Below are 24,118 nucleotides of genomic sequence, written 5' to 3'. Positions count from 1 at the left end.
TCACCTTGTGATTTCATAGATGGATGGTTGGAAGCGAGGATCAAGATGAATAACGAGATTTGGCTGCGGCAATCGCAAGACAGGTGCAAGCTGCTCGGCATAAACCCCGAGGTCGTGCCGGCGTTCACGACTTTACTGACAGAAGCGGAGCTCGCGAGCAAGCGCATGGAGTACGAGGAGATTTTGTCCGTCATTAATTTTTTTGTCAACAAGATGCTGGAGCTCATGAAGGGGCTGCCGCTGCTGATTCTCATCTCGGACGAGAACGGATGTATTCTGGAGATGGCCGGAGACGAGACGATCAAAACCATCGTCAGCCAGTCCGGCATCAAGGTCGGACTTGTCTTCACGGAGCATGAAGCCGGCACGAACAGTATAAACCTGGCACTGGATCATCGAGAGCCGTTCCAGTTGATCGGGAGGGATCATTACTTTCACTTCTTGGAAGAAAGTGCTTGTTATTCCGTTCCGTTCCAACACACGGATGTTAGCAGCCTCTTAGGCACGATAACCATTATGACGACGATCGACCAGCATAATCCGTTCCTGCTGGCGATGTTGTGCACGGTGGTGGATTCCATCGAGCGCGAGCTCCTGCTCAAAAAGCAGAACAGAAGACTACATATTCTTAATCAAGTGGTCATCGAGACGACGAGGAACGGCATCATCATTACCGACCGCGAGGGCAAAATTACCGAATATAATCAGTTCGCCGAGTATATTACGGATCTAAAGAAGCAGGACGTGCTTCACAAGTCGATCGTCGAGCTTAAGATTAGCCAATACATCAACGAGGTTCTCCATTACGGCATCGTCTATGAGGATATGGAGATCAGCATTAAGCAGAAGAATCAAGACGAGCGGCTCGTCTGCCTGTTCGACGCCTTCCCGATCTATGACCAGAAGGGCCTGATTATGGGAGCCTTTGCTCAATTTCGCGATATCACCGAGAGATCCAAGGCCGAGAAGCAGATTAATCATCTCGCGTATCACGACGATCTGACCGGTTTGCCGAATCGCCGCTTCTTTACACAGCATCTGACGAAGCTCCTGGACTCGCAAGAGGGCGAGCGCAGCCCGTTCGGCTTAATGTTCCTCGACCTCGACAGCTTCAAGAAAATCAATGATAATCTTGGTCATAACAACGGGGATGCCTTGCTAAAGCTGGTCGCGGGACGACTTAAAAATTGCTGTCGCAACTCCAAGCACTTCGTGGCCCGCATGGGCGGGGATGAATTCACGATCGTCGTAAAGGACATGAAGAGTCAGGAAGAGATTATCAAGGTAGCGGATGACATCATTAAGGCATTCGAGACGCCGTTCGAGATTGACGAATACGAATTCTACATTACGTCAAGTCTCGGCATTGCTTTTTATCCCCAAGATGGAACAGATGCGGAGACGCTGATGAAACGCGCGGATATCGCGATGTACCTGGCCAAGGACGGGGGCAAAAACAATTACGCCCTTTATAAAGCCGCAAAGACCAGTATCGGCATGGAGCAGCTCACGCTGGAGAGCTCCATTCGGAAGGCGCTGCAGAACAATGAGTTCGTCTTGCATTATCAGCCGCAGATCGAGCTGGAGACCGGACATATTATCGGAACGGAGGCGCTGTTGCGCTGGAACCATCCTACGCTGGGCCTGGTTTCGCCTTCCAAGTTTATCCCCATCGCCGAAGAGACGGGATTAATTGTGCCCATCGGAGAATGGGTGCTGCGAACCGCATGTCTTCAAAATAAGACGTGGATCGATCAAGGCGTGACTCCGATGAAAATATCCGTCAATTTGTCTACGAGGCAATTTTTAAAGCGTGATCTGGTGGAGACCGTGCAGAAAATCCTGTTGGAGACGGGGCTCGATCCCTCGCTGCTGGAACTGGAAATTACGGAATCGATGACGATGGATGTTGATTTTGCGATCGAAGTGCTTGGAGATCTCAAAAAACTGGGAATCCATGTATGCATCGACGACTTCGGCACGGGCTACAGCAATCTTTATTATTTGAAGTTATTTTCGATTGACAGGCTTAAGATCGACCAGTCGTTCGTAAGGGATATTATGACGGATTCCATCGACGCCGACATTGTGTCTACAATCATCGCCATGGCCTACAACTTGGGAATTGACGTCATCGCGGAGGGCGTGGAGACCGAGGATCAATTAAATTATTTAAAGCGGCTGAGATGCCGGGAGGTGCAAGGATATTACTTCCACCGGCCGCTGCCTGCCGAGCAATTGGAAGGCATTTTGAAACCGTATGGCCATTACGAGTATTAGATGAAGGAGACCAAATGAAAAAAAAGGTATATTCGATCATAGTAGAACATTTCAAACGCTGGGGTGTAAAGCATGTATTCGGCATCCCGGGCAAATCGATTTCCCCGCTCATGCTGGAGCTGGACAGTCAGGAAATTCAATATGTGCTGGGCCGTCATGAAACGGGCTGCGGCTTCGAGGCTTCGGGTTACGCTCTTGCGAGCGGCTCGTTAGGCGTAGCTATCGCAACATCGGGGCCCGGCGGCACCAATATGATTACTTCCGCCGGGCAGGCCAAGGAATTCGGGGTTCCCGTGCTGTTTATTACCGGACAACCTTCCATGCAGGATACAGGCAAGGCGCTCAGCCAGGATTCCAGCCAATTCGGGATGGATCTTGTTAAGATGTTCGAGCCGGTCACACTATTCAGCGCAAGGGTCGAACGCGGAGATCTGCTTCCGCTATATCTAAGACATGCTATCGAAAGAGCCTATCATGGGGAGAAGGGGCCTGTCCATCTTTGCATCCCGTTCGATGTATTAATGGAAGAGATCGAGGACTTCCAGGTCATGATGCCGGACTACGCATCGCCGGTCATCGCCCGAAGCGTTGATCGGGCGGTCGCGATGCTGGACGAGGCAGTCCGTCCCGTGTTATTCCTCGGCAAAGGCGCAGTGATGGCGGAAGCGTTCGAGGAGATACGTATCATAGCCGAACATTGGCGTATTCCCGTCGTCACCGCACCAGGAGGCAAGAGCGCTTTTCCGACAACGCATCCTTTGTACCATGGAGGTTACGGGTTGGGCGGATCACCGACTGCGATGGACTATATGGTATCGGGGATCGATCTGATGATCGTCATCGGCAGCAAGCTGTGCGACATGCAGCTGTCTGGTTTTACGGAAGAGATGAAGCCGAAGCATATGCTGCAATTCGAATATGATCTGACATTCGCGGGCAAGTCGGTGGATGTATATACGGAGATCGTGCTTGGCGACTTGAAGGCAAACCTGAGTCAAGTCATACATACGGCCGGCGCCAAAGGCAGACCGGACGATTACAAATTGAAGTCGCTGCCCGGCTACGATCCGGAGCTTTACCAGCGTGTCCCGATGGAAGCAGGAGAATCGTTTCGCGCGCTGCGCGCTTCGTTGCCCGAGGATGCGATTATGTTCGGTGATGCGGGCAGCCACTCCTTCTATGCCGTGCAGCATCTGGATATGCCTTGCACGGGTACCTTTTATTTCGATGAAGTATTTATCGCGATGGGCGCCGCAATCGGTTATTCCATTGGCGCGAAGCTTGCGCAGCCGGATAAGCCGGTCGTCTGTATTACCGGCGATGGCTGCATCCTGATGCAAGGAACCGAAATATCGACGGCAGTCAGCCATGGCGCGGCCGTTATCTTTTTCGTTTTGAACAATGGCCGACTGGACATGGTGGATAAGGGGATGTCCTACAATACGGGGCGCTCCGTAGGCGCGGTATATGAGCATCCTCTCGATGTCAGCGGATTCGCCATGTCGATGGGGGCAGCGGCCTATCGCTGCCACCACCCGAGAGATATCCGTGAAGCCGTTCAGGCGGCGCTAACCGCGAACGGACCGACAGTGATCGAAGTGATGGTCGATCCGCTGGAAATCCCGCCGATCTTGACGCGCCTGTTGTCGATGGCGTAATTTCGGCTGTAAACCGCCGCAAGAACATACCATAAAAGGTTTTGCTTGAGAGATAGGTAGAAGGGGGAGTACGATGAGTTCGGAGACTTATGACAAAGGAATCGAGATGCTGGGCAAGATGGTTGGCCCGGATGTTCTGCAAGATACGGTTGATAAGGTGAAAAAATTTAGTCCGGATTTCGCAAATATGATCGTATCGTTCCCGTATGGCATGATTTACTCCAGGCCTGGTCTGGACCTAAAGCAGAGGTCGCTCGTCGCGATCTCCGCTCTGATCGCATCCGGTTCCGATGCGCAGCTGGACTTCCACATTCACGCTGGACTGAACGCAGGGCTCACGCCCGATGAAATTATAGAGGCCATTATGAATTGTTTGCCGTACGCAGGATTTCCTAAGTCGATCAGCGGCTTGTTCGTGACAATGCGCGTATTCGAAGAACGCGGCATCAAGCCGGGCGAGAGCGAAAACGTTGACTGAGGATCGTCCGTTCGATTCGATATTGGAAATTTATCAAAAAAACATTATTTGGAATAATTATGCCTGCCGCATCTTTGATGCGGCAGCTTTTTTTGCCAAATAAGAAAGTTAGCCATATAGAAAAAGGGCCGGTCCAGAAGCTAACGGACTCACGGGAAACTATTAGCCTGTTTTGCTTAAAGATCAAATTCTAACGGACAGGAGCGCCGTAATATGGCCGAATTATAGCAAAATGCCGCTCGGATGGCGCAAATAGAGGCGCGTGTGTCCGTTAGATTTTAGTAACATCATCTAATCGAAGAATAGCGATGCTCCTGTCCGTTAGCAGTACAACCTTGTGGCTCAGCCCAATAAAGCGGATATTTCCGCTAAAATAGCCCATTCGCTCTCCACTCGCAGGGCGGTGTTAACCGAATCGAAAAAGGACTTTTTTAATACGAAAATGTCGAAAATCGACAAAATAGCGCCTCTGCCTTGTCATTGGTTTTTAGGAGACGCGTACTCGCAGACATAACTTCCAATCACCCTTAAGGGTGATTTTTGTTCTGATTTAGAAAACTATGCTTGGCTTCAAACGGAGGATAAAGGAGTTGCATCTGCAGAAGTAGAATCGATTGAGAGGCAAACGGATAACAGTGATACTAACGGAAGCCAATGAAAGAACCAACGAAAGAGTTGACATCAAAATTATAGATATGGTATATAAAAGGAGGGATTAGCACTCCTGACGAATGAGTGCTAACACGAAGTGTCGGACAAGCCGATGACGGAGCCCGATTACATAGTTCCACAATTGAGAGGAGAGCGCATTCATGGTTATGAAGCAATTCCAGGCGGAATCCAAACGACTGCTGGAGATGATGATTAATTCGATCTATACGCAAAAGGAGATTTTCTTGCGGGAGCTGATCTCAAACGCGAGTGATGCCATCGACAAAATTTATTACAAAGCGTTGACGGACGACAGCCTCGTGTTCAATAAAGAAGATTATTTCATTAAAGTGACGGCGGATAAGTCGGCTCGCACGCTGACGCTGACGGATACCGGCATCGGCATGACGCAGGAGGAGTTGGAGAACAACCTCGGCGTTATCGCGAAGAGCGGATCGCTGGCGTTCAAGCAGGAGAATGCAGCTAAGGAAGGTCATAACATAATCGGTCAGTTCGGCGTAGGCTTCTACTCCGCGTTTATGGTGGCCGACGAAGTGAAAGTGACGACAAGGGCGCTTGGCAGCGAGCAAGCGTACCAATGGGTTTCCGAAGGCGCCGACGGCTATGTGATTACGCCAGCGGAGAAAGCGACGGTCGGAACGGAGATCGTGCTTCGCATCAAGGAGAACACGGAGGACGAGCAGTACGACGAGTTCCTGGAGCAGTATCGTTTGCGCGCGATTATTAAAAAATATTCCGACTTTATCCGTTATCCGATCAAGATGGATATGTCGAGCCAGCGTCCGAAGGAAGGCAGCGAGGGCGAGTTCGAGGAAACGATCGAAGAGCAGACGCTCAACAGCATGGTGCCGATCTGGCGCCGGAACAAAAACGAGCTGACGGACGAGGATTACGCCGCATTTTATGCGGAGAAACGTTACGGATTCGACAAGCCGCTTAAGCATGTTCATATCAGCGCCGACGGAGCCGTCGTGTACAACGCGATTCTGTACATTCCGGAGAACGCGCCGTTCGATTATTACACGAAGGAATATGCCAAAGGTCTTGAGCTGTACTCCAACGGCGTTTTGATCATGGACAAATGCGCCGATCTGCTGCCGGATTACTTCAGCTTCGTTAAGGGGATGGTCGACTCCGAGGATCTTTCGCTCAACATCTCCCGCGAGTTGCTGCAGCATGACCGCCAGTTGAAGCTGATCGCGAAGAACATTAAGAACAAAATCAAAAGCCTGCTCCAAGGGATGCAGAAGGATGATCGCGACAACTACGAGAAGTTCTATAAAGCGTTCGGCCGTCAGCTGAAGTTCGGCGTGTATAACGATTACGGCATGAACAAAGCCGATCTGCAAGAGCTTCTGCTATTCCACTCCTCCAAGGAGAGCAAGCTGGTCAGCCTGGAAGAATACGTATCCCGCATGCCGGAGGATCAGAAGTACATTTATTACGCGGCCGGCGAATCGATCGCGCGGATCGAAAAGCTCCCGCAAATCGAAGTCGTGCTGGAGAAAGGTTACGAAATTCTGTATCTGACGGACGATATCGACGAGTTCGCGATCAAAATGATCATGAACTTCAAGGAGAAAGAGTTCCGCTCCATCTCCAGCGGAGATCTTGGTTTCGAGCAGGATGAAAAAGACAAGGAGTCCGAAACGGAAGCGGACACGAACAAGGAATTGTTCGACAGCATGCAAGAGCTGCTCTCCGGCAAAGTGAAGTCCGTCAAAGCTTCCAAACGTCTGAGAAGTCATCCCGTCTGCCTCTCCGCTGAAGGCGAGCTTTCCATCGAGATGGAAAAAATTCTTAAAGCGATGCCGGACAGCGGCGATGTGAAAGCGGACAAGGTTCTGGAAATTAATGTTAACCACGACGTGTTCCAATCGCTTAAGAACGCACACGGCTCTGACAAAGAGAAGTTTAATTTGTATACGCAGCTGCTATACAACCAAGCTCTGCTGATCGAAGGACTTCCACTCCAGGATCCTGTGGAATTTACGAACGATATTTGTAAAGTGATGGTGTAACCATCGCGAAGACTCGTATGACGGCATCATCCATAGGAGCTTGCTCAAAGTGTCGATGACAATAAGACTGCTCCGTTTAAACAAAAAGAGCTCATTTCCTACGAAACCAAAGTAGGAGATGAGCTCTTTTTTAGAAGAGCGGCATATGCCGAAAGGACTATTTCCCCGGCAATAATTGTCGTTAGGCGGCGCTGCGCTTTGCTGTAGGAACCGGCTTTCTGTTGCCAATCCGCAGTTGCACGATCATCATCACGACGGCAATGGCGGCAAGTCCCGCGAAGGCGAGCGTGAAGCCGCCGGTTGCGTCATGCGTCCAGCCGACGAGAACGGGGCCCATCGCGCCAATCACATATCCGCCGGATTGGTTTAAGGCAGACCAGGAGCTCGCGGATTCCGCATCGGAGGTTTCCTCGATCGGCAGCATCAGCGCGATCGGGAACAGTCCCCCGGCGCCTAGACCAAGCAAGATCGTGGAGAACCAGGGGTTGCCGGACATAGCGAGCGTAGCCAAACCAATCAGTTCCAGCGATCCGCAGGCGAGCAGCCATACCAACCTTCGCGGGAACCGGGACATGAGAAACGGAATGAGCAGGCTGACCGGTATTTGGATGAACGTAAACAAGGTCAACATGGCTCCCGCAAAACCGGCATCGTAGCCCATGCTCTCCACGGCGGGGGCCAGCCAGGCGGTGATGGAATAAAATTCGCAGGCCATCAGGCCAAAATACAGCGTGAGCAGCCACGCGCGTTTATTGCGTATTGGCAGCCTGATGCCTCCCGAAGAGGAGGGGCGCGAAGCCAGCGCGATCCGGTTCTTCTTGGTCAGGTAGATCCACAGCGGCAGGGCGGCAAAAGCGAACAAGGCCCAAATGGCGGCGGACGCTTGCCAGGAATTGCCGAACTTGGATTGCAACGGTACCGCAAATCCGGCGCTGACCGCGGCGCCAAAGACCAGCGCCATGGAATAGATGCCGACGATGGAGGAAGCTTTGTCGGCGAAGTTTTTTTTGATGAAGCCGGATAGTAGCGGACCGGCCACCGCGATTCCGACGCCCGCAGCAAACGCGCTGGCAAGCAGGATGCCGGACGAAAAGGCAAAGTAGCGGCCGGCCGTGGCGATACCTATGAGCGTCACCGCGATCATGATCGTGCGCTCCAATCCCCACTTCCGGCTCCAGATAACGGCGGTTGGCGCGAACAAGCCCATGCACAGAACCGGAATGGAGGTGAGCAAGCTTGCGGTCGTGCCGCTAATGCCTAGCGATTCCCGAATCGTCTCCAGCATGGGAGCGAGGGAGGTAATCGCAGGCCTCAAATTAAGGGAAGCGAGAAATAACGCTAGAAGAAGCAATGTTGTTTTGCGCATGATGGCGGTCCTCCTGTTTCGCTCTTTGTGGAATATGATCTAGTGTATTGCGATCATACCGATTAATCAATACAATGAAAACTATGATGATGATAGGTTAAGACAATGATTGAGGGGGATGACGATGGAGTTTCGTCAGCTGGAATATTTCCTGGCGGTCAGCGAGGAATTGCACGTAACGAAAGCGGCGGAGAAGCTGGGCGTATCCCAGCCGACGCTTAGCCTGCAAATTCGCGCCTTAGAGAATGAATTCGGGGTAACGTTATTCGATCGAATCGGCAAACGAATCGCTCTTACCGAGGCGGGGAGAATGCTGAGAGAGCAGGGAGAAGACATCTTGCGAAGGATGCAATATGCGAGAGACTCCATCCATGATCTAAAAAGCTTTCGTCTGGGAACGGTATCCGTCGGGGTCCTGCCTTCGGATTTGGATTACCGGATCACCAAGCTTCTGATCGAGTATCATCAAGAATATCCCCAAATCAAGCTTAGCATAACGCCATCGATTGAAATCTTGCAGCTCGTCCTGAACGGCCAGGCGGATATCGGCGTCGGGCTTATGCCCGTAAAGGATGAGCGGCTCGTAACGATTCCGGTTTGTACGGAGGAATACGGATTAGTGGTATCGGAGCATCATCCTTTGGCAGATCGCCATTCGATTGCGATCGCCGAGCTGAAGGAGATCGGCATGGTGATGTACCCGATCGGCGCGATTGGAAGAACGATCGTGGACATGACCTTTAAGTCGCACGGCTTCGTCATGAAGACGATAATGGAGACGGGTTCGGTCACATCTATCCTGCAGCTTGTAAAGGCCAATATCGGCGCGACTGTGCAGCCCATTGCCCTGATTGAAAGCATTAACGATCCGGCGTTCCGGTGTATAAAAATCGAAGGCGGGGCGCCTGAGAGGCATCTCTGCGTCATCTATCAATCGGACCGGTATCTAGGTCAAGCAACCAAATTGTTCATTGAAAAAACGATTTCTTATTTTGGCGGTCCAAAAGGGTGAGAGCTATTGAATCGGGGATTTGGACTTGTTATAATGGTTCGCAAAAATAGCTATATTTGGCTAAGAAATCGAGGCGGGCAGTAATGACGGATAATAAATATTGGGTGCCGGCCATTGAGAGGGCAGATCGCGTGCTGCGACTTGTGGCAGAGCATCCAGGCAAGCTGCGGCTTATGGAGTTATCCAAACGAACGGAAATTAATAAGAGCTCGATGTTTTTCGTGCTTAACACGCTCGAGAAATTAAATTGGGTTCGTAAAGACAAAGACGATATGTATTGGCTTGGCCCAGCGATGGGCTCCTTCGTGAGCGGATACGTTCAATATCATGATCTAATCGACTCCTTTCATATAGAAGCGGCGCTAACGAAAAGCGTCATCGAGGAGACGGTACAACTGGCGGAGCTGGCAGGCACAGAGGTGCTGTATTTGGCCAAAGAAGAGTATCCCGGTCCCGTCAAGCTGATGTCCGAACCGGGCATGCGGTTGCCTGCTCTTTCGACGGCGCTGGGAAAAGTGCTTTTAGCCGCACGATCTCCCGAGCAGGTTGCGGAGCTGTATAGCGCCTATGCCTGGCAACAAAGAATGACTCCGAATACGATCGCCGATCTCGACACGTTAGAGAAGGCGCTGACAATAGTAAGAGAAAGAGGGTACGCAGAGGATTTGGAGGAAGCGGTGCAAGGTTTCTGCTGCATCGCCGTTCCGATCACCCGAGGCGGACAAGTGGTTTCTGCCGTCAGTTGTTCGATGCTCAAGCATCGGTGGGAGACTAAAGGATCCAATGTGCTTAAAGAGCTTAAGCAATTATCGGCTAGATTATCGTTTTGACGGAAAGACCCGCGTAGACGGGCACGGGCCTTTCGGGGTGTTGGCCTTTCCAGCTGTTGCCCGGTTGCGGATAAACTGCCTCAGTACGCGTTTGCCCGTTGCCAAAGGCTGAGGGTGGATTTTCATGTATTGCGAAGACAGATGGCCATTCGCGTAAAGGAAGCGGTAGGCATGATCATTGGGTTTCAAACGGCATGAGCGCGGCGCGCAGGGCGAGTACTGCGTTCAAGGCGAGTAGTGCGTTTAAATTGATCTTTGCGGTTGGCGTCGTCAAGTGTCGGACAGGCGCCATGCAAGCAAGTAAAGAACTTCCATTGCTTCAGTTGCATTGTTTCAGTTGAATTGCTCGAGTTGCATTGCACCCGTTGCGTCGCTCGAGTTGCATTGCCGAGTTGTATTGCTTGAGATGTATTGCTCCCGTTGCGTTGCTGCAGTTGCATTGCTTGAGTTGCATTGCCGAGTTGTATTGCTTGAGATGTATTGCTCCCGTTGCATTACTCCAGTTGAATTGCTCGAGTTGCGAGTGTAACGGAAATGTGGGGCCTTATTTGGAGGATTCTTCCGTTATTTTAATGCTAATGGAACTGAGCGCCGCTATTCGCCTATTTTACTGGTGATTCCATTAAAATTGAAAGCAATAAAGGCGCTCAGTTCCGCTATGGATCAAAAAAGCCCTCTTTTTCGACGAATAACGTCTCTCAGTTCCGCAAGCTTCAACCGGCTTTCCAAGTTCCTCTGCGAGTAATAACGTCCCTCAGTTCCGCAAGCTCTTATTCTGGTCTTTCATAGTCCTCCGACGGCCCCAACAGCCCTCCCATATTCAAATGATACGTCCGAAATCTTATGTTTCCGCCAACGACTGTTATTTGTTGCCCCTCGACTAAACGATGAAGCAACATTCGCGCATAACGGTCAGTAATTCGAAGATGTACGGCGAGTTCATTCGGTGTAAACGGCCTGAGCTTCCGTCGCGCGAATCGTACCGTTTCCGCTTCCAGGCCATTTAACCCGGCATCCACATTGATTGATAGGAACTTGCCAACGAACGATAATATTAACTGCTTGCAAAACTCTGGTTCATCACGTATTGATGAATATGCGACCGGCATATAGACCCAATCATCGAGCGATAACAAACTTTGTCGTCGACATAAGTCTTTAAATCGAAGTGTATCCAAATCTCTGGCGTGGGATCGATAATCCTGTATTTCAATATTGCCCTTGACACCGCCCCGCAAAAAGGCAAAGTCAAGATAGCGGTAGCCGTTATTAAAATCACGGACCTCCCATTCGGGATATAAATGATCGAAATTACCGACAACAGGATACCAGATCAGCCGGAGCATCTCAAAGGATCCATGACTTAGTCCCTTCTGTAATAATTCTTTTCTACGATGGTTCTTCTCCTGATTAATCTGCTTCTGCAACCATAATTCGTATTCTTTTTTAAACACAAACCCATCCTCCCACTATAAAGTGATGTATTCTCCTGTTTTCTCGCTTAAACATAAAAATGCCGCTTCGATACACTTAAGTATCAAAGCGGCATGTGCTTCACGACCGTTGGTCTTAGTAAAGCATTGACATTTGTTCAGATTCAAGAGAGAGACTTATACGGATTCGCTCAACCTACTGATCTACGAGGCAGCCGTTTATAACGGCCTCTTTTTTATTGTGGAATCGGAATGACTGTGTTACTATTTTAATATAGAAAACACGGTTTATTATAATAAACCAAAAGGAGATGAGAAGGTTATCATGAGCATAAAGGGACATCGATTGCAGCATAAAACGGCGTTGATTACAGGTGCGGGATCCGGGATCGGCAAGTGTTCCGCAATCGCCTTTGCCATGCAAGGGGCGACGGTCATTGTTAACGATCTGGATGAAGGCAAGGGAGAAGAGACGGTAGAGGAGATTCGGGCTGCCGGAGGCTCGGCATCGTTAATCGTTGCGGACGTGACGGATCCGTTCTCGGTAGAAACGATGGTCGAACAAGCGATCAAGCGTCACGGCCAAATCGACGTGTTGTTTAATAATGCGGGCATTAGCGGAGTGGGCGCCCTGCACGAAGTGGAGCCGGATGTCTGGGACCGAGTCATGAGAGTCAACATAAGAGGCGTATATCTCCCGAGCAAGTATGTACTACCCTCCATGATGCAACGCAGGTCCGGAGTAATTATCAATATGTCTTCTTGCGTGGCGGAGATCGGACTGGCTAAACGCGCTTCTTATTCGGCGACCAAAGGGGCGGTGCTGGCGCTAACGAAATCGATGCAAGTGGATTACGCGTCCTATGGCATTCGCGTTAACGCTTTGCTTCCGGGCACGATTTTGACACCATTTGTCGAGAATTACCTCAAGCAATCGTATGACGATCCCGAAGCGGCCATTGAGTCTCTCAAAAAACGTCAATTAAGCGGCGAGATGGGGCGGCCCGAGGATGTGGCGCACGCAGCAGTATTCCTGGCCTCCGAGGAGTCCAAGTTTATGATGGGATCGCCGCTTTATATCGACGGCGGTGCCGTATTTGGCAAAGATGCTTAGCGATAGCAAAACACAATCACAACTTGACAAGGGAGCGAATGGATAATGAAATTGTTAACCTTTTTCGAGGATCAGACGTATAAGCTTGGCGTACATAGCGGGGAAGGAGAGGGAATATTGGACATAGCCGCGGCACTGGGCAACGTATCAGGCATGGACGTAGAAGACGGAGTACCTGTCACGCTGCAGGCGGTTATCGAAGGCGGTGCGAATGCAATGGATAAGCTTCGGACCTTTGTCGAGATTGCTCTCCGCGCGGACAACCGTTTTGCTTATATTCGCCAGGAGTCGACTCTTACGCTTGGACCTTGCGTTACTCATCCTAACAAAATGATTTGCGTCGGGCTCAATTACCGCAAACACGCGGAGGAAACCGGCGCAGAGATTCCGACTTATCCCGTCCTCTTTAATAAATTCAGCAATACGCTGGCAAGTCAGGGAGATGAGATTCCGCTGCCGAAGGTATCAAGCGAGGTCGACTACGAGGCGGAGCTGGTAATCGTGATTGGCAAGCAGGCCAAAAACGTGGCCAAGGAAGACGCGTTGTCCTATGTGCTTGGTTATTGCAACGTCAACGATCTGTCCGCCAGGGATCTGCAGTTCCGTACGTCGCAATGGCTGACGGGCAAATCCTGTGACAAGTTTTCGCCGCTCGGTCCTTATCTGGTAACGGCGGACGAAGTCGGCAACCCTAATCAGTTGGAGATCAAATGCATCGTTAACGGAGAGGTTCGCCAAGCCTCCAACACTTCAGACATGATCTTTTATTGCGATGAAATTGTCAGTTATATCTCGCAGCTAATGACACTGGTGCCAGGGGATGTCATTTTGACGGGTACGCCTGAAGGTGTTGTCCTTGGCAAGCCAGTCGATGAGCGCGTTTATTTGCAGCCAGGCGACGTCGTGACGATCGAGATCGAAAAGCTGGGTTCGCTAACGAATACAATGGTAGCAGAAGTCGGGTAATGATCTGGACGGTACGAATGCCAGTGGAGTAACAGCCTGCCGCGAAGCGAGATTGCGAGCTGTAACCCGAAAAAATCGGGTTACAGCCTGCCGCGAAGCGAGATTGCGAGCTGTAACCCGAAAAAATCGGGTTACAGCATGTCCGCGAAGCGAGATTGTGAGTTGTAACCCGAAAAAATCGGGTTACAGCATGTCGCGAAGCGAGATTGTGAGCTGTAACCCGAGAAAATCGGGTTACACCGCCATAGAATGGCACAGTCGCTTCACCGCGTGGCGGAAATGATGAGAAACATCGGTCGACGCAGCTCGTCCCGCATACCGGGGATGTCCAGCTTATCCTCTGCCGGCTTCGGCTCCGCGACAGCCGTCACGACGAAGCCGACTTGGATGACCGCGTTTATGTAAGTTGCCAGCGTCCGGTGGTACTTCACGACGTTATCGGTTAAGAATGAAGTGACGCGTTGTCCTTCCGACTGATAGTTATCCAGCGGCCAATAAAGCGCCTTGCCATCCTCTCCATACTCCCAGCTTTGCTCTGAGCGGGCGGTGAAGACGGGATGTTCGACCGAGAAGAGGAACGTCCCTCCAAGCTTCATGCAATTGTAGATCTTCTCGCAGATTGCACTAAAATCCTCTACGTAATGAAAAGCCAGAGAGCTGATGACAACGTCGAAGCGATCTGGCGGGAACACGATATCCTCGATAGGCAACCTCATATATTGTATGCCAGTTCCTTGGGCCAACGTTGACGCCTTCTCCAGCATTTTCGCCGAAATATCAATGCCGGTTACGTCGCTTGCGCCTTGCTCATGCGCGTACAGGCAATGCCAACCATAGCCGCAGCCCAGATCCAGCACGCTCCGGTCACGAAGCTCGGGAATCAGCGATCGCAGTACATGCCATTCTCCGGCGCCCTCCAAACCTTTCAAGGACCTCTCCATCTTGCCATAAGCATCAAAAAATTCCTCTTCGTCGTATTTGTTTTGTTTCATTAATAAGGCCTCCTTCATTACTAATGGGAAGTTCGGGACATGCTAGAGATTGGATTTGAGCGACGGCGAATGTTCCGGCAGCTATAACCCCGGCACCGGCTCAGGCCTAGCCAATCATATGCGATTTTCTGTATTCGGACGGCGTGCATTTCATACGGCTCCGGAACACCTTTACGAAGTAGCTGATATGATCGAAGCCGACGTCCATGGCGACAGCCGCGATCTTGGCGTCAGGCTGGAGCAGCAGCTCGGCCGCTTTTTTGATTCTGTAGCCGTTCAAGTATTCGACGGGAGTTTGGTGGGTCATGCTTTTGAAGAAGCGGCTGAACTGTCCTTCGCTCATCGGAATCTGCTCTGCCAGCTCGGCGATTCGGATCGGTCGGCCGTAATGTTCCTGCATATAGCCGATGACGGCCTTAAGCCGTTCAAGCTTGATTTGAAGTGGAGCGTTGCCCCCGTGGTCGCTTCGGCTAACGAGCTGCTCCGAGGATGCAAATTGGTGCAGCATCAAAAATAACAGCCCTTTCGCCGCGGCCTCGTATCCCGTCTGCTGTCTTTCGCTTGCGTCGATCAAGCCGGACAAGTAGCCCAGTGCGGCATCGCTCCAGTCCGTCCCCGGCTTCAGATGGCGGGGGAAGGTGCGGGACTTGTCCCGCAGCGGAACGACGTAACGCTCCTGCACGGCATCGATCACCGCGCTCGCAAGCAGCTCTGTATCGAAGACGACGGCGCAATACGAGCACGGGGAATCCCCAAGCGCATGACCGGCATGTATATCCCCGCCGTCGATGTAGACGGCCTCGCCCGCCCGGACGGGGAAGTAGTCCGTCCCGACCTGAAACAGTACTTCTCCCTCCAGCATATAGAACCATTCCGCTTCTGCATGCCAATGACATTCCAGCACCGGCTCTCCAGGGGGGATGGGACCGATGCGGTACGCCGCCAGAGGGAACGCTTCCGTTCCATGCAGGCGATTCTCCTTGAGCGATTCCTTCTGCGAACGATCCATTATACATCCCCCTCCCATGCATCAGAATCGTGCTATAAACAGGCATAATTCTGTTAGATGAAACGCTTACTAGTCAGTATACTGCAAGTATAATATAATTCTATTTTATTCTTTGTAGAGGAAATGATGCAACTCCAAGACTTGTGAACAACAAATTAAAAAATCTAACAGACACCAAGAGGCTGCCTATTAATTGTACAAAGGTGAAATTGCGGGCAAGTGTCCGGTAAGAAATGAATGGGAGCAACTGTAACAATAAACGGTTGTTCATCAAAATAAAGGCGGTGCTTTACACATGAAATTTACAGACGGCAACTGGATGATACGCAAAGGGTACGAGGTACTAAGCGCGGTGCAGGCGCATGACTTCGAGAAGTCGGAAGGGCAATTAACGGCCTACGCGTCGCCTCGGCCCATTCTGTCGCGCTCCAATATGCTGGACACGATGCTGCTCACGGTCCAGTTCCACTCGCCGATCGAAGGCGTGATCGGGGTTAAGCTGATTAACCATGCGGGCGTGGTGGAACGCGGTCCCGCATTCGAGCTGGCAAGCGACGGCGGCCACGCGGTCATCGAGGAGACGGACGAGGCGGCAACGCTGACGACGGGCAATCTTAGCGTGCGCATTAGCAAGGGAGACACATGGCGCGTTGATTTTTACCGGGGCCGCGAGCGGCTGACGGGCAGCGCCCAGAAGTCCATGGCCTATATCAAAGCCGAAGGCGAAGGCAAGGCGTACGTGCGCGAAGAGCTTGATCTGGGCGTTGGCGAATGGGTATACGGACTTGGCGAGCGTTTCACCTCGTTCGTAAAAAACGGCCAAACGGTCGATCTGTGGAACAAGGACGGCGGCACAAGCTCGGAGCAATCCTATAAAAACATTCCTTTCTATTTGACGAACAAAGGGTACGGCGTGTTCATCAACCATCCGGAGCTTGTTTCGCTTGAGATTGCGTCGGAAAAGGTGAAGAAGGTGCAATTCAGCGTCGAAGGCGAATCGCTGAGCTACTTTATCGTAGACGGGCCAAGCATGAAGGAAGTGCTGGGCCGCTATACCGACTTGACGGGTAAGCCGGCTCTGCCGCCGGCATGGTCATTCGGCCTCTGGTTGACGACGTCGTTTACGACCAACTATGACGAATCGACGGTTATGTCATTTGTCGAGGGCATGGCGGAGCGCGATCTGCCGCTTCACGTCTTCCACTTCGACTGCTTCTGGATGAGAGAATTCCACTGGACGGACTTTCAATGGGACGAACGCGTTTTCCCCGATCCCGTCGGTATGCTGAAGCGTTTGAAGGAGAAGGGACTCAAGATCTGCGTATGGATCAATCCGTACATCGCCCAGCGCTCCAGACTGTTCAAAGAAGGCAAGGAAAACGGCTATTTGGTGAAACGTCCAAACGGCGACGTCTGGCAATGGGATATGTGGCAGCCGGGCATGGCGCTGGTCGACTTCACGAATCCGGCAGCCTGCGAGTGGTACGCCTCCTACCTGCGCGAGCTGGTGGACATGGGAGTGGACAGCTTCAAGACGGACTTCGGCGAGCGGATTCCGACCGATGTCGTCTACCACGACGGCTCCGATCCGTTTAAAATGCACAACTACTACACGTACCTTTATAACGAAGTGGTATTCGACGTTTTGGTGGATAAGCTCGGCCAAGGCGAAGCGGCGTTGTTCGCGAGATCGGCTACGGCGGGCGGGCAGAAGTTCCCGGTTCACTGGGGCGGGGACTGCTATGCGGATTACGAGTCCATGGCCGAAAGCTTGCGGGGCGGTCTTTCCCTCGGCTTGTCCGGCTTCGGCTTCTGGAGTCACGACATCGGCGGCTTCGAGAGCACGGCGCCGGCGCATGTGTTTAAACGCTGGTTAGCCTTCGGATTGCTCTCCAGCCACAGCAGGCTGCATGGCAGCAGATCGTACCGGGTGCCATGGGCGTACGACACGGAAGCGGTAGACGTAACGAGATTTTTCACAAGGCTCAAGTGCTCGCTCATGCCTTACCTGTTCCGCACGGCCGTGCAGGCAAAGGAAGAAGGCGTGCCGTCCATGCGCGCGATGGTGCTGGAATTCCCCGAGGACCCAAGCTGCGAGACGATCGACCGCCAATATATGCTTGGCGACAGCCTGCTCGTTGCGCCGATCTTTAACGAAGAAGGTCGGGTCACGTATTATTTGCCGCAAGGCACTTGGACGCATCTGCTTACGGGAGAGACGGTGCAAGGCGGCTCGTGGCGCAAGGAGACCCATGATTTTATGAGCCTGCCGCTATTCGTAAGGCCGAATACGCTACTTGCGATCGGCGCGAACGACAACGTGCCGGACTACGAATATGCGGATGGCGTGACGCTAAAGCTGTTCGCTCTGGAAGACGGCAAGTCGGCAACCGCGACCGCGCACGATACGAAGGGCGGCGTCTCGCTAAGCGCAGTTGCAACGCGCAATGGCAATGAAGTCACCGTTAAGGTGGAGCGTTCGGCGGGCCATGCGTTCGCGTTCGAGATCGCGGGCCAAGAAGGAAGCAAAGTAGAGGTGCCGGCGGGTGGCGCGTGCGAGAGCTTCGCTGTAACGCTGAAGGGCTAGTCTTACCCTTGGAAGACGGAAGCAACAAGGATATCCCCGCCGTTCTTGGGCGGAGAAGTATCGCGATTGTAACGGACCACAGGGACGTTATTGGTCGGTTGAAGCGCGCATAAGCGTTAAATCGAGGCAATAGCGGCTCTGTTGTCCGTTTTTTCGATAAGAAGGGAATTTGGCGGAATAGTTTCCGTGCTGGCCATGTCTAATTTCCATATGATTTTATGTGGAATGAAAGCGGTATTGCGGTTGGTCGACGTTCGTTATGATGGACTGTAAGGGAAGTTGGACGGAGGTGATGAGACGATGAAATTGTGGTACAACGAGCCGGCAGCGGATTGGAACGAGGCGCTGCCGATCGGCAACGGCAGACTGGGCGCGATGGTATTCGGCGGTATCGGGACGGAGCGGCTTCAGCTAAACGAGGATACGTTATGGTCGGGTTTCCCTCGGGATACGAACAATTACGAGGCGCTGCGCTACTTAAAGCGCTCTAGGGAGCTGTTGGCGGAAGGGCGCTATGCGGAAGCGGAGGCATTAATCGGAGATAAAATGCTTGGCGTCAACTCACAGGCCTACCAGCCTCTGGGCGACCTGATCATAGAACAGCTGAACGGGGACGGCAAGGAAATTGTCTTGGTGCGGACGAACGGCTATCGACGCGAGCTGGATATCTGCGAAGCGACAGCTTCGGTGGCATTCAGCTACGGCGGCGTCGACTACAGACGCGTCAACTGGGTCAGCGCTCCGGATGATTTGCTGGTCAGCCGTTACGAAGCTTCGGCACCTGGAGCATTGTCGCTAACGGTCACTCTGCAGAGTCCGCATAGGGCGCAACAATCCGCAGCGCTCGGAAGGGCGGCGGGCTCGGCAAATCTTCGCCTAAGCGGGCGCTGTCCTGTCCATATCGCGGACAATTACCATGGCGATCACCCATGGGCTGTTCAATACGAAGACGGTCGAGGCATTATATTCAATGCAAGACTCGAGGTCTTTACGGACGGCAGAGCTGCAGTCGACGAAGAAGGGCGACTGCGAATCACGAACGCCAGCACCGCCGAATTGCGGCTGTGCGCTGCCAGCAGCTTCCGAGGCTTCGACGAGCAGCCGGGCCAACTTATCGAGGAGCTGGACGCACGCAACTCGGAATGTCAGTTGAAGGCGCGAACCATGGATTACGAGACGCTCCTTAAGCGTCATAACGATGACTACCGTGCCCTGTTCGGCCGAGTATCGCTCGAGCTTGGCAGGGGAGACGCGTCGCAAGAGGCAAAAGACGTAGCCGCCGATTCCGAATCGGCGGCCGGCCTGCCGACAAACGAACGTCTGGAAGCTTACCGGAACGGAAGCGGAGACATCGGGCTGGAGGCGCTTTACTTCCAATATGGGCGATATCTGTTGATCGCAAGCTCCAGGCAAGGGACGCAGCCCGCCAATCTGCAGGGCATATGGAACGAACGCGTTCAACCGCCATGGAACAGCAATTATACGTCAAATATTAACGTTCAGATGAATTATTGGCCGGCGGAGTCCACAAATCTAGGGGAATGCCACGAGCCGATGATGCGTCTGATCAGGGAGCTCAGCGAGACGGGCTCTCGTACGGCGCGCATTCATTACGGCTGCAGAGGATGGACGGCGCATCATAACGTGGATATTTGGCGGATGTCCAGCCCTTCCGGCGGACATCCCAGTTGGGCGTTCTGGCCGCTTGGCGGCGCGTGGCTGGCCCGCCACTGCTGGGAGCGTTATCTGCACCGCCCGGATCCCGACTTTCTGGCGTTTGAAGCCTATCCAGTCATGCGCGGGGCGGCATTGTTCTGCCTGGACTGGCTGCATGAGATGCCTGGCGGGGAGCTGGGAAGCAGTCCGTCGACCTCTCCCGAGAACAAGTTTCTGACACACGAAGGGGAAGCCGCCAGCGTCGCCATCTCCTCGGAGATGGACATTTCAATCATCCGCGAGCTGTTTGGTCATCTGCTTAAAGCGGCACAGTTGATCGGCGTGGCCGAAGACGACGAAGAGGAGCGTTCACTGCTGGAGCAAATAAGGGCAGCTGCCGCTCGGCTGCCGGAACCGGTCATTACGGCTGAAGGAACGATCCGGGAGTGGGGAGGCGACTTCGCGGAGCATGAGCCGGGCCATCGTCACGTTTCCCATCTCTACGGACTGTACCCGGGAGACGCCATCACGCCGGAGGGAACCCCGGAGCTGGCCGAGGCGGCCAAGTTGACGCTAAGCAAGCGGATCCGCGGCGGCGGCGGGCATACGGGCTGGAGCTGCGCATGGTTGATCAACCTATACGCGCGTCTTGGAGACGGGGCGGAGGCTTACACGTTCATCCAAACGCTCCTGTCGCGATCTACGCTACCTAATCTGTTAGACAATCATCCGCCATTCCAGATCGACGGCAATTTTGGCGGCACGGCGGGCATCGCGGAGCTGCTGCTGCAAAGCCACGGCGGCAATATACAACTGCTGCCTGCGCTGCCGGATGCTTGGGCGGAAGGAAGCGTAAGCGGCTTGATGGCGAGAGGCGGCTTTGAGATCGGCATCGAATGGAGCGGAGGAGAGCTGGAGCAGGCTACGATTACGTCTTTCCACGGCTCCGAGCTACGGCTGAAGTTGGATGCCGCCTATGTCATCCTGGATGCCGAAGGACGCGAAATCGATAACGAACGCCCCATTGCGACCAAAGCAGGAGAGCGTTTTTTCATAAAGAAAGGGGAACAACTATGAACCCGGTGAATCATTATCCATTTATGAATATAGAGTTGAATGCCAAGGCGCGCGCAGCGGATCTCGTCTCCAGGCTGACGCTGGAGGAGAAGATCGAATCGATGATGCAATACCAGCCCGTTATCGAGCGACTCGGAATCCGCGCTTACAAACACGGAACGGAAGCCGCCCACGGCATGGCGTGGCTCGGCGAAGCCACGGCGTTCCCGCAGCCGATCGGTCTTGGCTGCACATGGAATCCGGAGCTAATGAAGGCCATCGGCTCCGCGATCGGCGACGAGGCAAGGGTATTTTACCAGCGCAATCCCGAGGCGAACGGACTTACGCTGTGGGCGCCGACGGTCGATATGGAGCGCGACCCGCGCTGGGGCCGGACGGAGGAGGCGTACGGCGAGGACCCGGTATTGACAGGTGAGCTTACAGCCGCGCTCGTGCAAGGCTTGCAAGGCGATCATCCGCGGCTGTTCAAGACGGTGGCGACGCTGAAACATTTTATCGGGAACAATAACGAGATCAACCGGGGAAGCTGCTCCGCCAGCATCGATCCGCGCAATATGAAGGAGTATTACCAGGCGGCGTTCAAGCCGGCGTTCGTCAAAGGAGGGGCAAAGTCGATGATGACCTCCTACAACTCCGTAAACGGCACGCCAACGATCCTTCACGGGGATGTCAAGGCAGTGGTCAAAGGGGAGTGGAGCATGGACGGCTTCATCGTCAGCGACGCGGGCGATCTGCTGGGCATCGTGAACGATCATCATTATTACGCCACGTATAAGGAAGCCGTCGCCCATGCCGTCAAGGCGGGGATCGACAGTATTACCGACGACAAGGAGAAAAGCTGCGGCGCTATTCGCGAGGCGCTTGCCGAAGGGCTGCTAGCGGAAGCGGATCTCGACGAAGCGCTGCGCAACACGTTCGGAGTGCGGATTCGGCTGGGCGAATTCGATCCGGATGAGGTTAACCCTTACGCCAATACGCCCGAAAGCAAACTATGCGATCCCGAGCATGGCGAGCTGTCTCGCCGCGCGGCGATCGAATCGACGGTGCTGTTGAAAAACGATCCGCTGCCTGGCGGCGACCCTATGCTGCCGCTCGATAACGATGACGCCGGCAGCATCGCGGTCCTGGGTCCTCTTGGCGATGTCGTATACCGCGACTGGTACTCCGGCACGCTTGCTTATCAAGTGACGCCTTTCGAAGGCATCGTGGCAGCCGCAGGTTCGGAGCGCGTCACGTTCCACAGCGGCAACGACATCGTCTCGCTAAGAACAGCTGACGGGCGTGCGCTCGTATTGGATGAGGATGGGGCCAAGCTCTCCACCACCGCAGAAACATCAGCAAAGACGGAGCGCTTCGAGCTGACCGATTGGGGCTGGGGCAGCCACACGCTGCGCAGCTTGACGAACGGCAAGCTGTTGTCCAGCAGCGACGATACCCATCTCGCGGCGAATGCCGACGAAGCTTACGGCTGGTTCGTGAAGGAGATCATTGGGCTCGCCCCGCAAGGCGATGGTGAATCCGGCTACGGGCTTGCGACGTGGAATGGCAAGGGCATAATCGTCCCCGAGGCTGCTGGAGCGCTAACGGTACATGGCGAAGACAAAGCGCATCCTGCAACGGCTCGCGTCCTCAAGAACGTCGAGAGGGACGGCTTGGAGGAAGCTGCTCTGGCCGCCAAGGAAGCAAGCGCCGCGATCGTCGTCGTAGGCAACAATCCGCTCATCAACGGCAAAGAAGAGATAGACCGCCAAAGCTTGGAGCTGCCGCATGCTCAGCAAGCTCTGATCCGCGCTGCGCTTGCAGCCAATCCTCGCACGGTCGTCGTCATCGTCGGCAGTTATCCTTTCACGTTAGGAGAGGAGCTGGAGAAGGAGATACCGGCCATCGTGTATACGTCGCATGGAGGACAGGAGCTGGGGCACGCGCTAGGCGCCATTTTGTTCGGGAAAGAATCGCCGGCCGGACGTCTGAACATGACCTGGTATAAATCCGCAAATCAGCTGACCGATATTATGGATTACGACATTATGAAGACGAAACGGACTTACTTGTATTTGGAGGATAAGCCGCTCTATCCGTTCGGCCACGGTTTGTCGTATGCGCGCTTTGCGTATGACAGCTTAAGCGTTAAAGACGATACGATTCAGGCTAACGATGTAAATTCGGCAGGAGCGGTGTCCGTAACCTTAACCGTGACCAACGACTCGGCGATTGACGCGGATGAGGTTGTACAGCTGTATGTACGCGTAGAAGGATCTCGCGTACGCCGTCCGCTTAAGAAGCTGATCGCATTTCGGAGAGTAAGTATTGCGGCTGGAGCAAGCAAGAATATCGCATTCTGCATTTCTGCCGAGGAGTTGGCGATGTGGGATGTGACCAGCGACCGGTTCGTACTGGAGCAAGCCGAATATGTGTTTATGGCTGGCGCGTCCAGCGCGGACATTCGTGTATCCGAGACGACAAGGCTTGCCGGCGGTACGACGATTGCTCCGAGAGATCTGACCGTCACGACGCGCGGAGACAATTACGACGATTATGAGAACATCATGCTGGACGAGTGCAAGGAAGGCGGGTCATGCGTGACGCCGAAGTCCGGGGGGAGCGGCTGGATCAGCTTCGAACAGCTAGACGCGGAGGCGCTTTCCGGTGCGCGGGTGTTTGCCGGTCGAGTTCTCGTTGGTGCTGGCGGAGGATACCTGGCGGTGTCGCATGCTTCAGTTGGCGGTGCAGTGTTAGGAGGCATCGACTTGTCTCCGGATGACAGCGGCATCTGGAAGGATATCGAAATTCCGCTGCCGACCGGGCTTAAGCTGACACCGCACGCCGATGGCGGAGCCGTGCGTATCCTTTTGACCGGAGAAGTGAAGCTAAGCCACTTCAAACTTGTTTAAGCGGGAAAGCGGAGCCATCACGGTTATGCTAGAATGGAGGAAATATTAGCCGGCATGGCGGCAAGGAGACGATAGC

The 24,118-nt window shown here is 53.4% G+C and carries 15 protein-coding genes; 11 read left to right on the top strand and 4 right to left on the bottom strand.

The window, feature by feature from the left end:
* Window positions 1-45 precede the first annotated feature (45 nt).
* The 4 genes from H7F31_RS28385 (at window position 46) to htpG (ending at window position 7,109) form a co-directional block, all read left to right on the top strand.
* Window positions 46-2,280: a putative bifunctional diguanylate cyclase/phosphodiesterase gene (locus H7F31_RS28385; RefSeq protein WP_187101541.1), complete on the top strand. Its 2,235-nt coding sequence runs from the start codon at window positions 46-48 to the stop codon at window positions 2,278-2,280.
* Window positions 2,281-2,294: 14 nt separating this feature from the next.
* On the top strand, window positions 2,295-3,938 hold the full coding sequence (locus tag H7F31_RS28380) for a thiamine pyrophosphate-binding protein (RefSeq protein WP_187101540.1): 1,644 nt from the start codon (window positions 2,295-2,297) through the stop codon (window positions 3,936-3,938).
* A gap of 73 nt (window positions 3,939-4,011) precedes the next feature.
* Window positions 4,012-4,416 (top strand): carboxymuconolactone decarboxylase family protein, encoded by a 405-nt coding sequence (locus H7F31_RS28375; protein ID WP_187101539.1) that lies wholly within the window; start codon window positions 4,012-4,014, stop codon window positions 4,414-4,416.
* A gap of 812 nt (window positions 4,417-5,228) precedes the next feature.
* A complete protein-coding gene (gene htpG / locus H7F31_RS28370; RefSeq protein ID WP_187101538.1) occupies window positions 5,229-7,109 on the top strand; it encodes a molecular chaperone HtpG in 1,881 nt (626 codons plus the stop codon).
* 181 nt (window positions 7,110-7,290) lie between these two features.
* Here htpG and H7F31_RS28365 read toward each other — a convergent pair whose 3' ends face one another.
* On the bottom strand, window positions 7,291-8,475 hold the full coding sequence (locus H7F31_RS28365; protein WP_187101537.1) for an MFS transporter: 1,185 nt from the start codon (window positions 8,473-8,475) through the stop codon (window positions 7,291-7,293).
* 124 nt (window positions 8,476-8,599) lie between these two features.
* On the opposite strand from H7F31_RS28365, the gene H7F31_RS28360 reads away from it, so the two are divergent.
* Entirely contained in the window at window positions 8,600-9,487 is an 888-nt protein-coding gene (locus tag H7F31_RS28360) for a LysR family transcriptional regulator (RefSeq protein ID WP_187101536.1), read from the top strand.
* A gap of 83 nt (window positions 9,488-9,570) precedes the next feature.
* Window positions 9,571-10,317, top strand: a complete 747-nt coding sequence (locus H7F31_RS28355) for an IclR family transcriptional regulator (RefSeq protein ID WP_187101535.1) — start codon at window positions 9,571-9,573, stop codon at window positions 10,315-10,317.
* A 770-nt stretch (window positions 10,318-11,087) separates the two neighbouring features.
* On the opposite strand, the gene H7F31_RS28350 is transcribed toward H7F31_RS28355, so the two are convergent.
* Complete coding sequence (locus H7F31_RS28350; protein ID WP_187101534.1) at window positions 11,088-11,771, bottom strand: transcriptional regulator; 684 nt, start codon at window positions 11,769-11,771, stop codon at window positions 11,088-11,090.
* 304 nt (window positions 11,772-12,075) lie between these two features.
* Between H7F31_RS28350 and H7F31_RS28345 the strand changes: the two genes are divergently transcribed.
* The gene (locus H7F31_RS28345) at window positions 12,076-12,864 is read left to right on the top strand and encodes an SDR family NAD(P)-dependent oxidoreductase (RefSeq protein ID WP_187101533.1); all 789 of its coding nucleotides are present in this window, start codon (window positions 12,076-12,078) and stop codon (window positions 12,862-12,864) included.
* Window positions 12,865-12,909: 45 nt separating this feature from the next.
* Window positions 12,910-13,830 (top strand): fumarylacetoacetate hydrolase family protein, encoded by a 921-nt coding sequence (locus tag H7F31_RS28340; protein WP_187101532.1) that lies wholly within the window; start codon window positions 12,910-12,912, stop codon window positions 13,828-13,830.
* Window positions 13,831-14,093: 263 nt separating this feature from the next.
* Here the strand turns inward: H7F31_RS28340 and H7F31_RS28335 are convergent, their stop codons facing one another.
* Both H7F31_RS28335 and H7F31_RS28330 read right to left on the bottom strand, forming a co-directional pair.
* Window positions 14,094-14,822, bottom strand: coding sequence for a class I SAM-dependent methyltransferase (locus tag H7F31_RS28335; protein WP_187101531.1), 729 nt, complete (start codon window positions 14,820-14,822; stop codon window positions 14,094-14,096).
* Window positions 14,823-14,928: 106 nt separating this feature from the next.
* Window positions 14,929-15,831, bottom strand: a complete 903-nt coding sequence (locus H7F31_RS28330) for an AraC family transcriptional regulator (protein WP_187101530.1) — start codon at window positions 15,829-15,831, stop codon at window positions 14,929-14,931.
* A 295-nt stretch (window positions 15,832-16,126) separates the two neighbouring features.
* On the opposite strand from H7F31_RS28330, the gene yicI reads away from it, so the two are divergent.
* The 3 genes from yicI to H7F31_RS28315 all read left to right on the top strand — a co-directional run bounded on the left by yicI (window position 16,127) and on the right by H7F31_RS28315 (window position 24,042).
* Complete coding sequence (gene yicI / locus H7F31_RS28325; RefSeq protein WP_187101529.1) at window positions 16,127-18,418, top strand: alpha-xylosidase; 2,292 nt, start codon at window positions 16,127-16,129, stop codon at window positions 18,416-18,418.
* Window positions 18,419-18,718: 300 nt separating this feature from the next.
* Window positions 18,719-21,151, top strand: a complete 2,433-nt coding sequence (locus tag H7F31_RS28320) for a glycoside hydrolase family 95 protein (RefSeq protein WP_187101528.1) — start codon at window positions 18,719-18,721, stop codon at window positions 21,149-21,151.
* Window positions 21,148-24,042 carry a glycoside hydrolase family 3 C-terminal domain-containing protein gene (locus H7F31_RS28315; RefSeq protein WP_187101527.1) on the top strand — a complete coding sequence of 965 codons (2,895 nt, stop codon included), beginning with the start codon at window positions 21,148-21,150 and terminating at the stop codon, window positions 24,040-24,042. The genes H7F31_RS28320 and H7F31_RS28315 overlap by 4 nt, the downstream gene beginning before the upstream one ends.
* Window positions 24,043-24,118: the final 76 nt, after the last annotated feature.

This window comes from Paenibacillus sp. PAMC21692 (genome assembly GCF_014303795.1).
Lineage (GTDB): Bacteria > Bacillota > Bacilli > Paenibacillales > Paenibacillaceae > Pristimantibacillus > Pristimantibacillus agaridevorans.
This window is presented reverse-complemented; position numbering and strand designations above follow the sequence as displayed.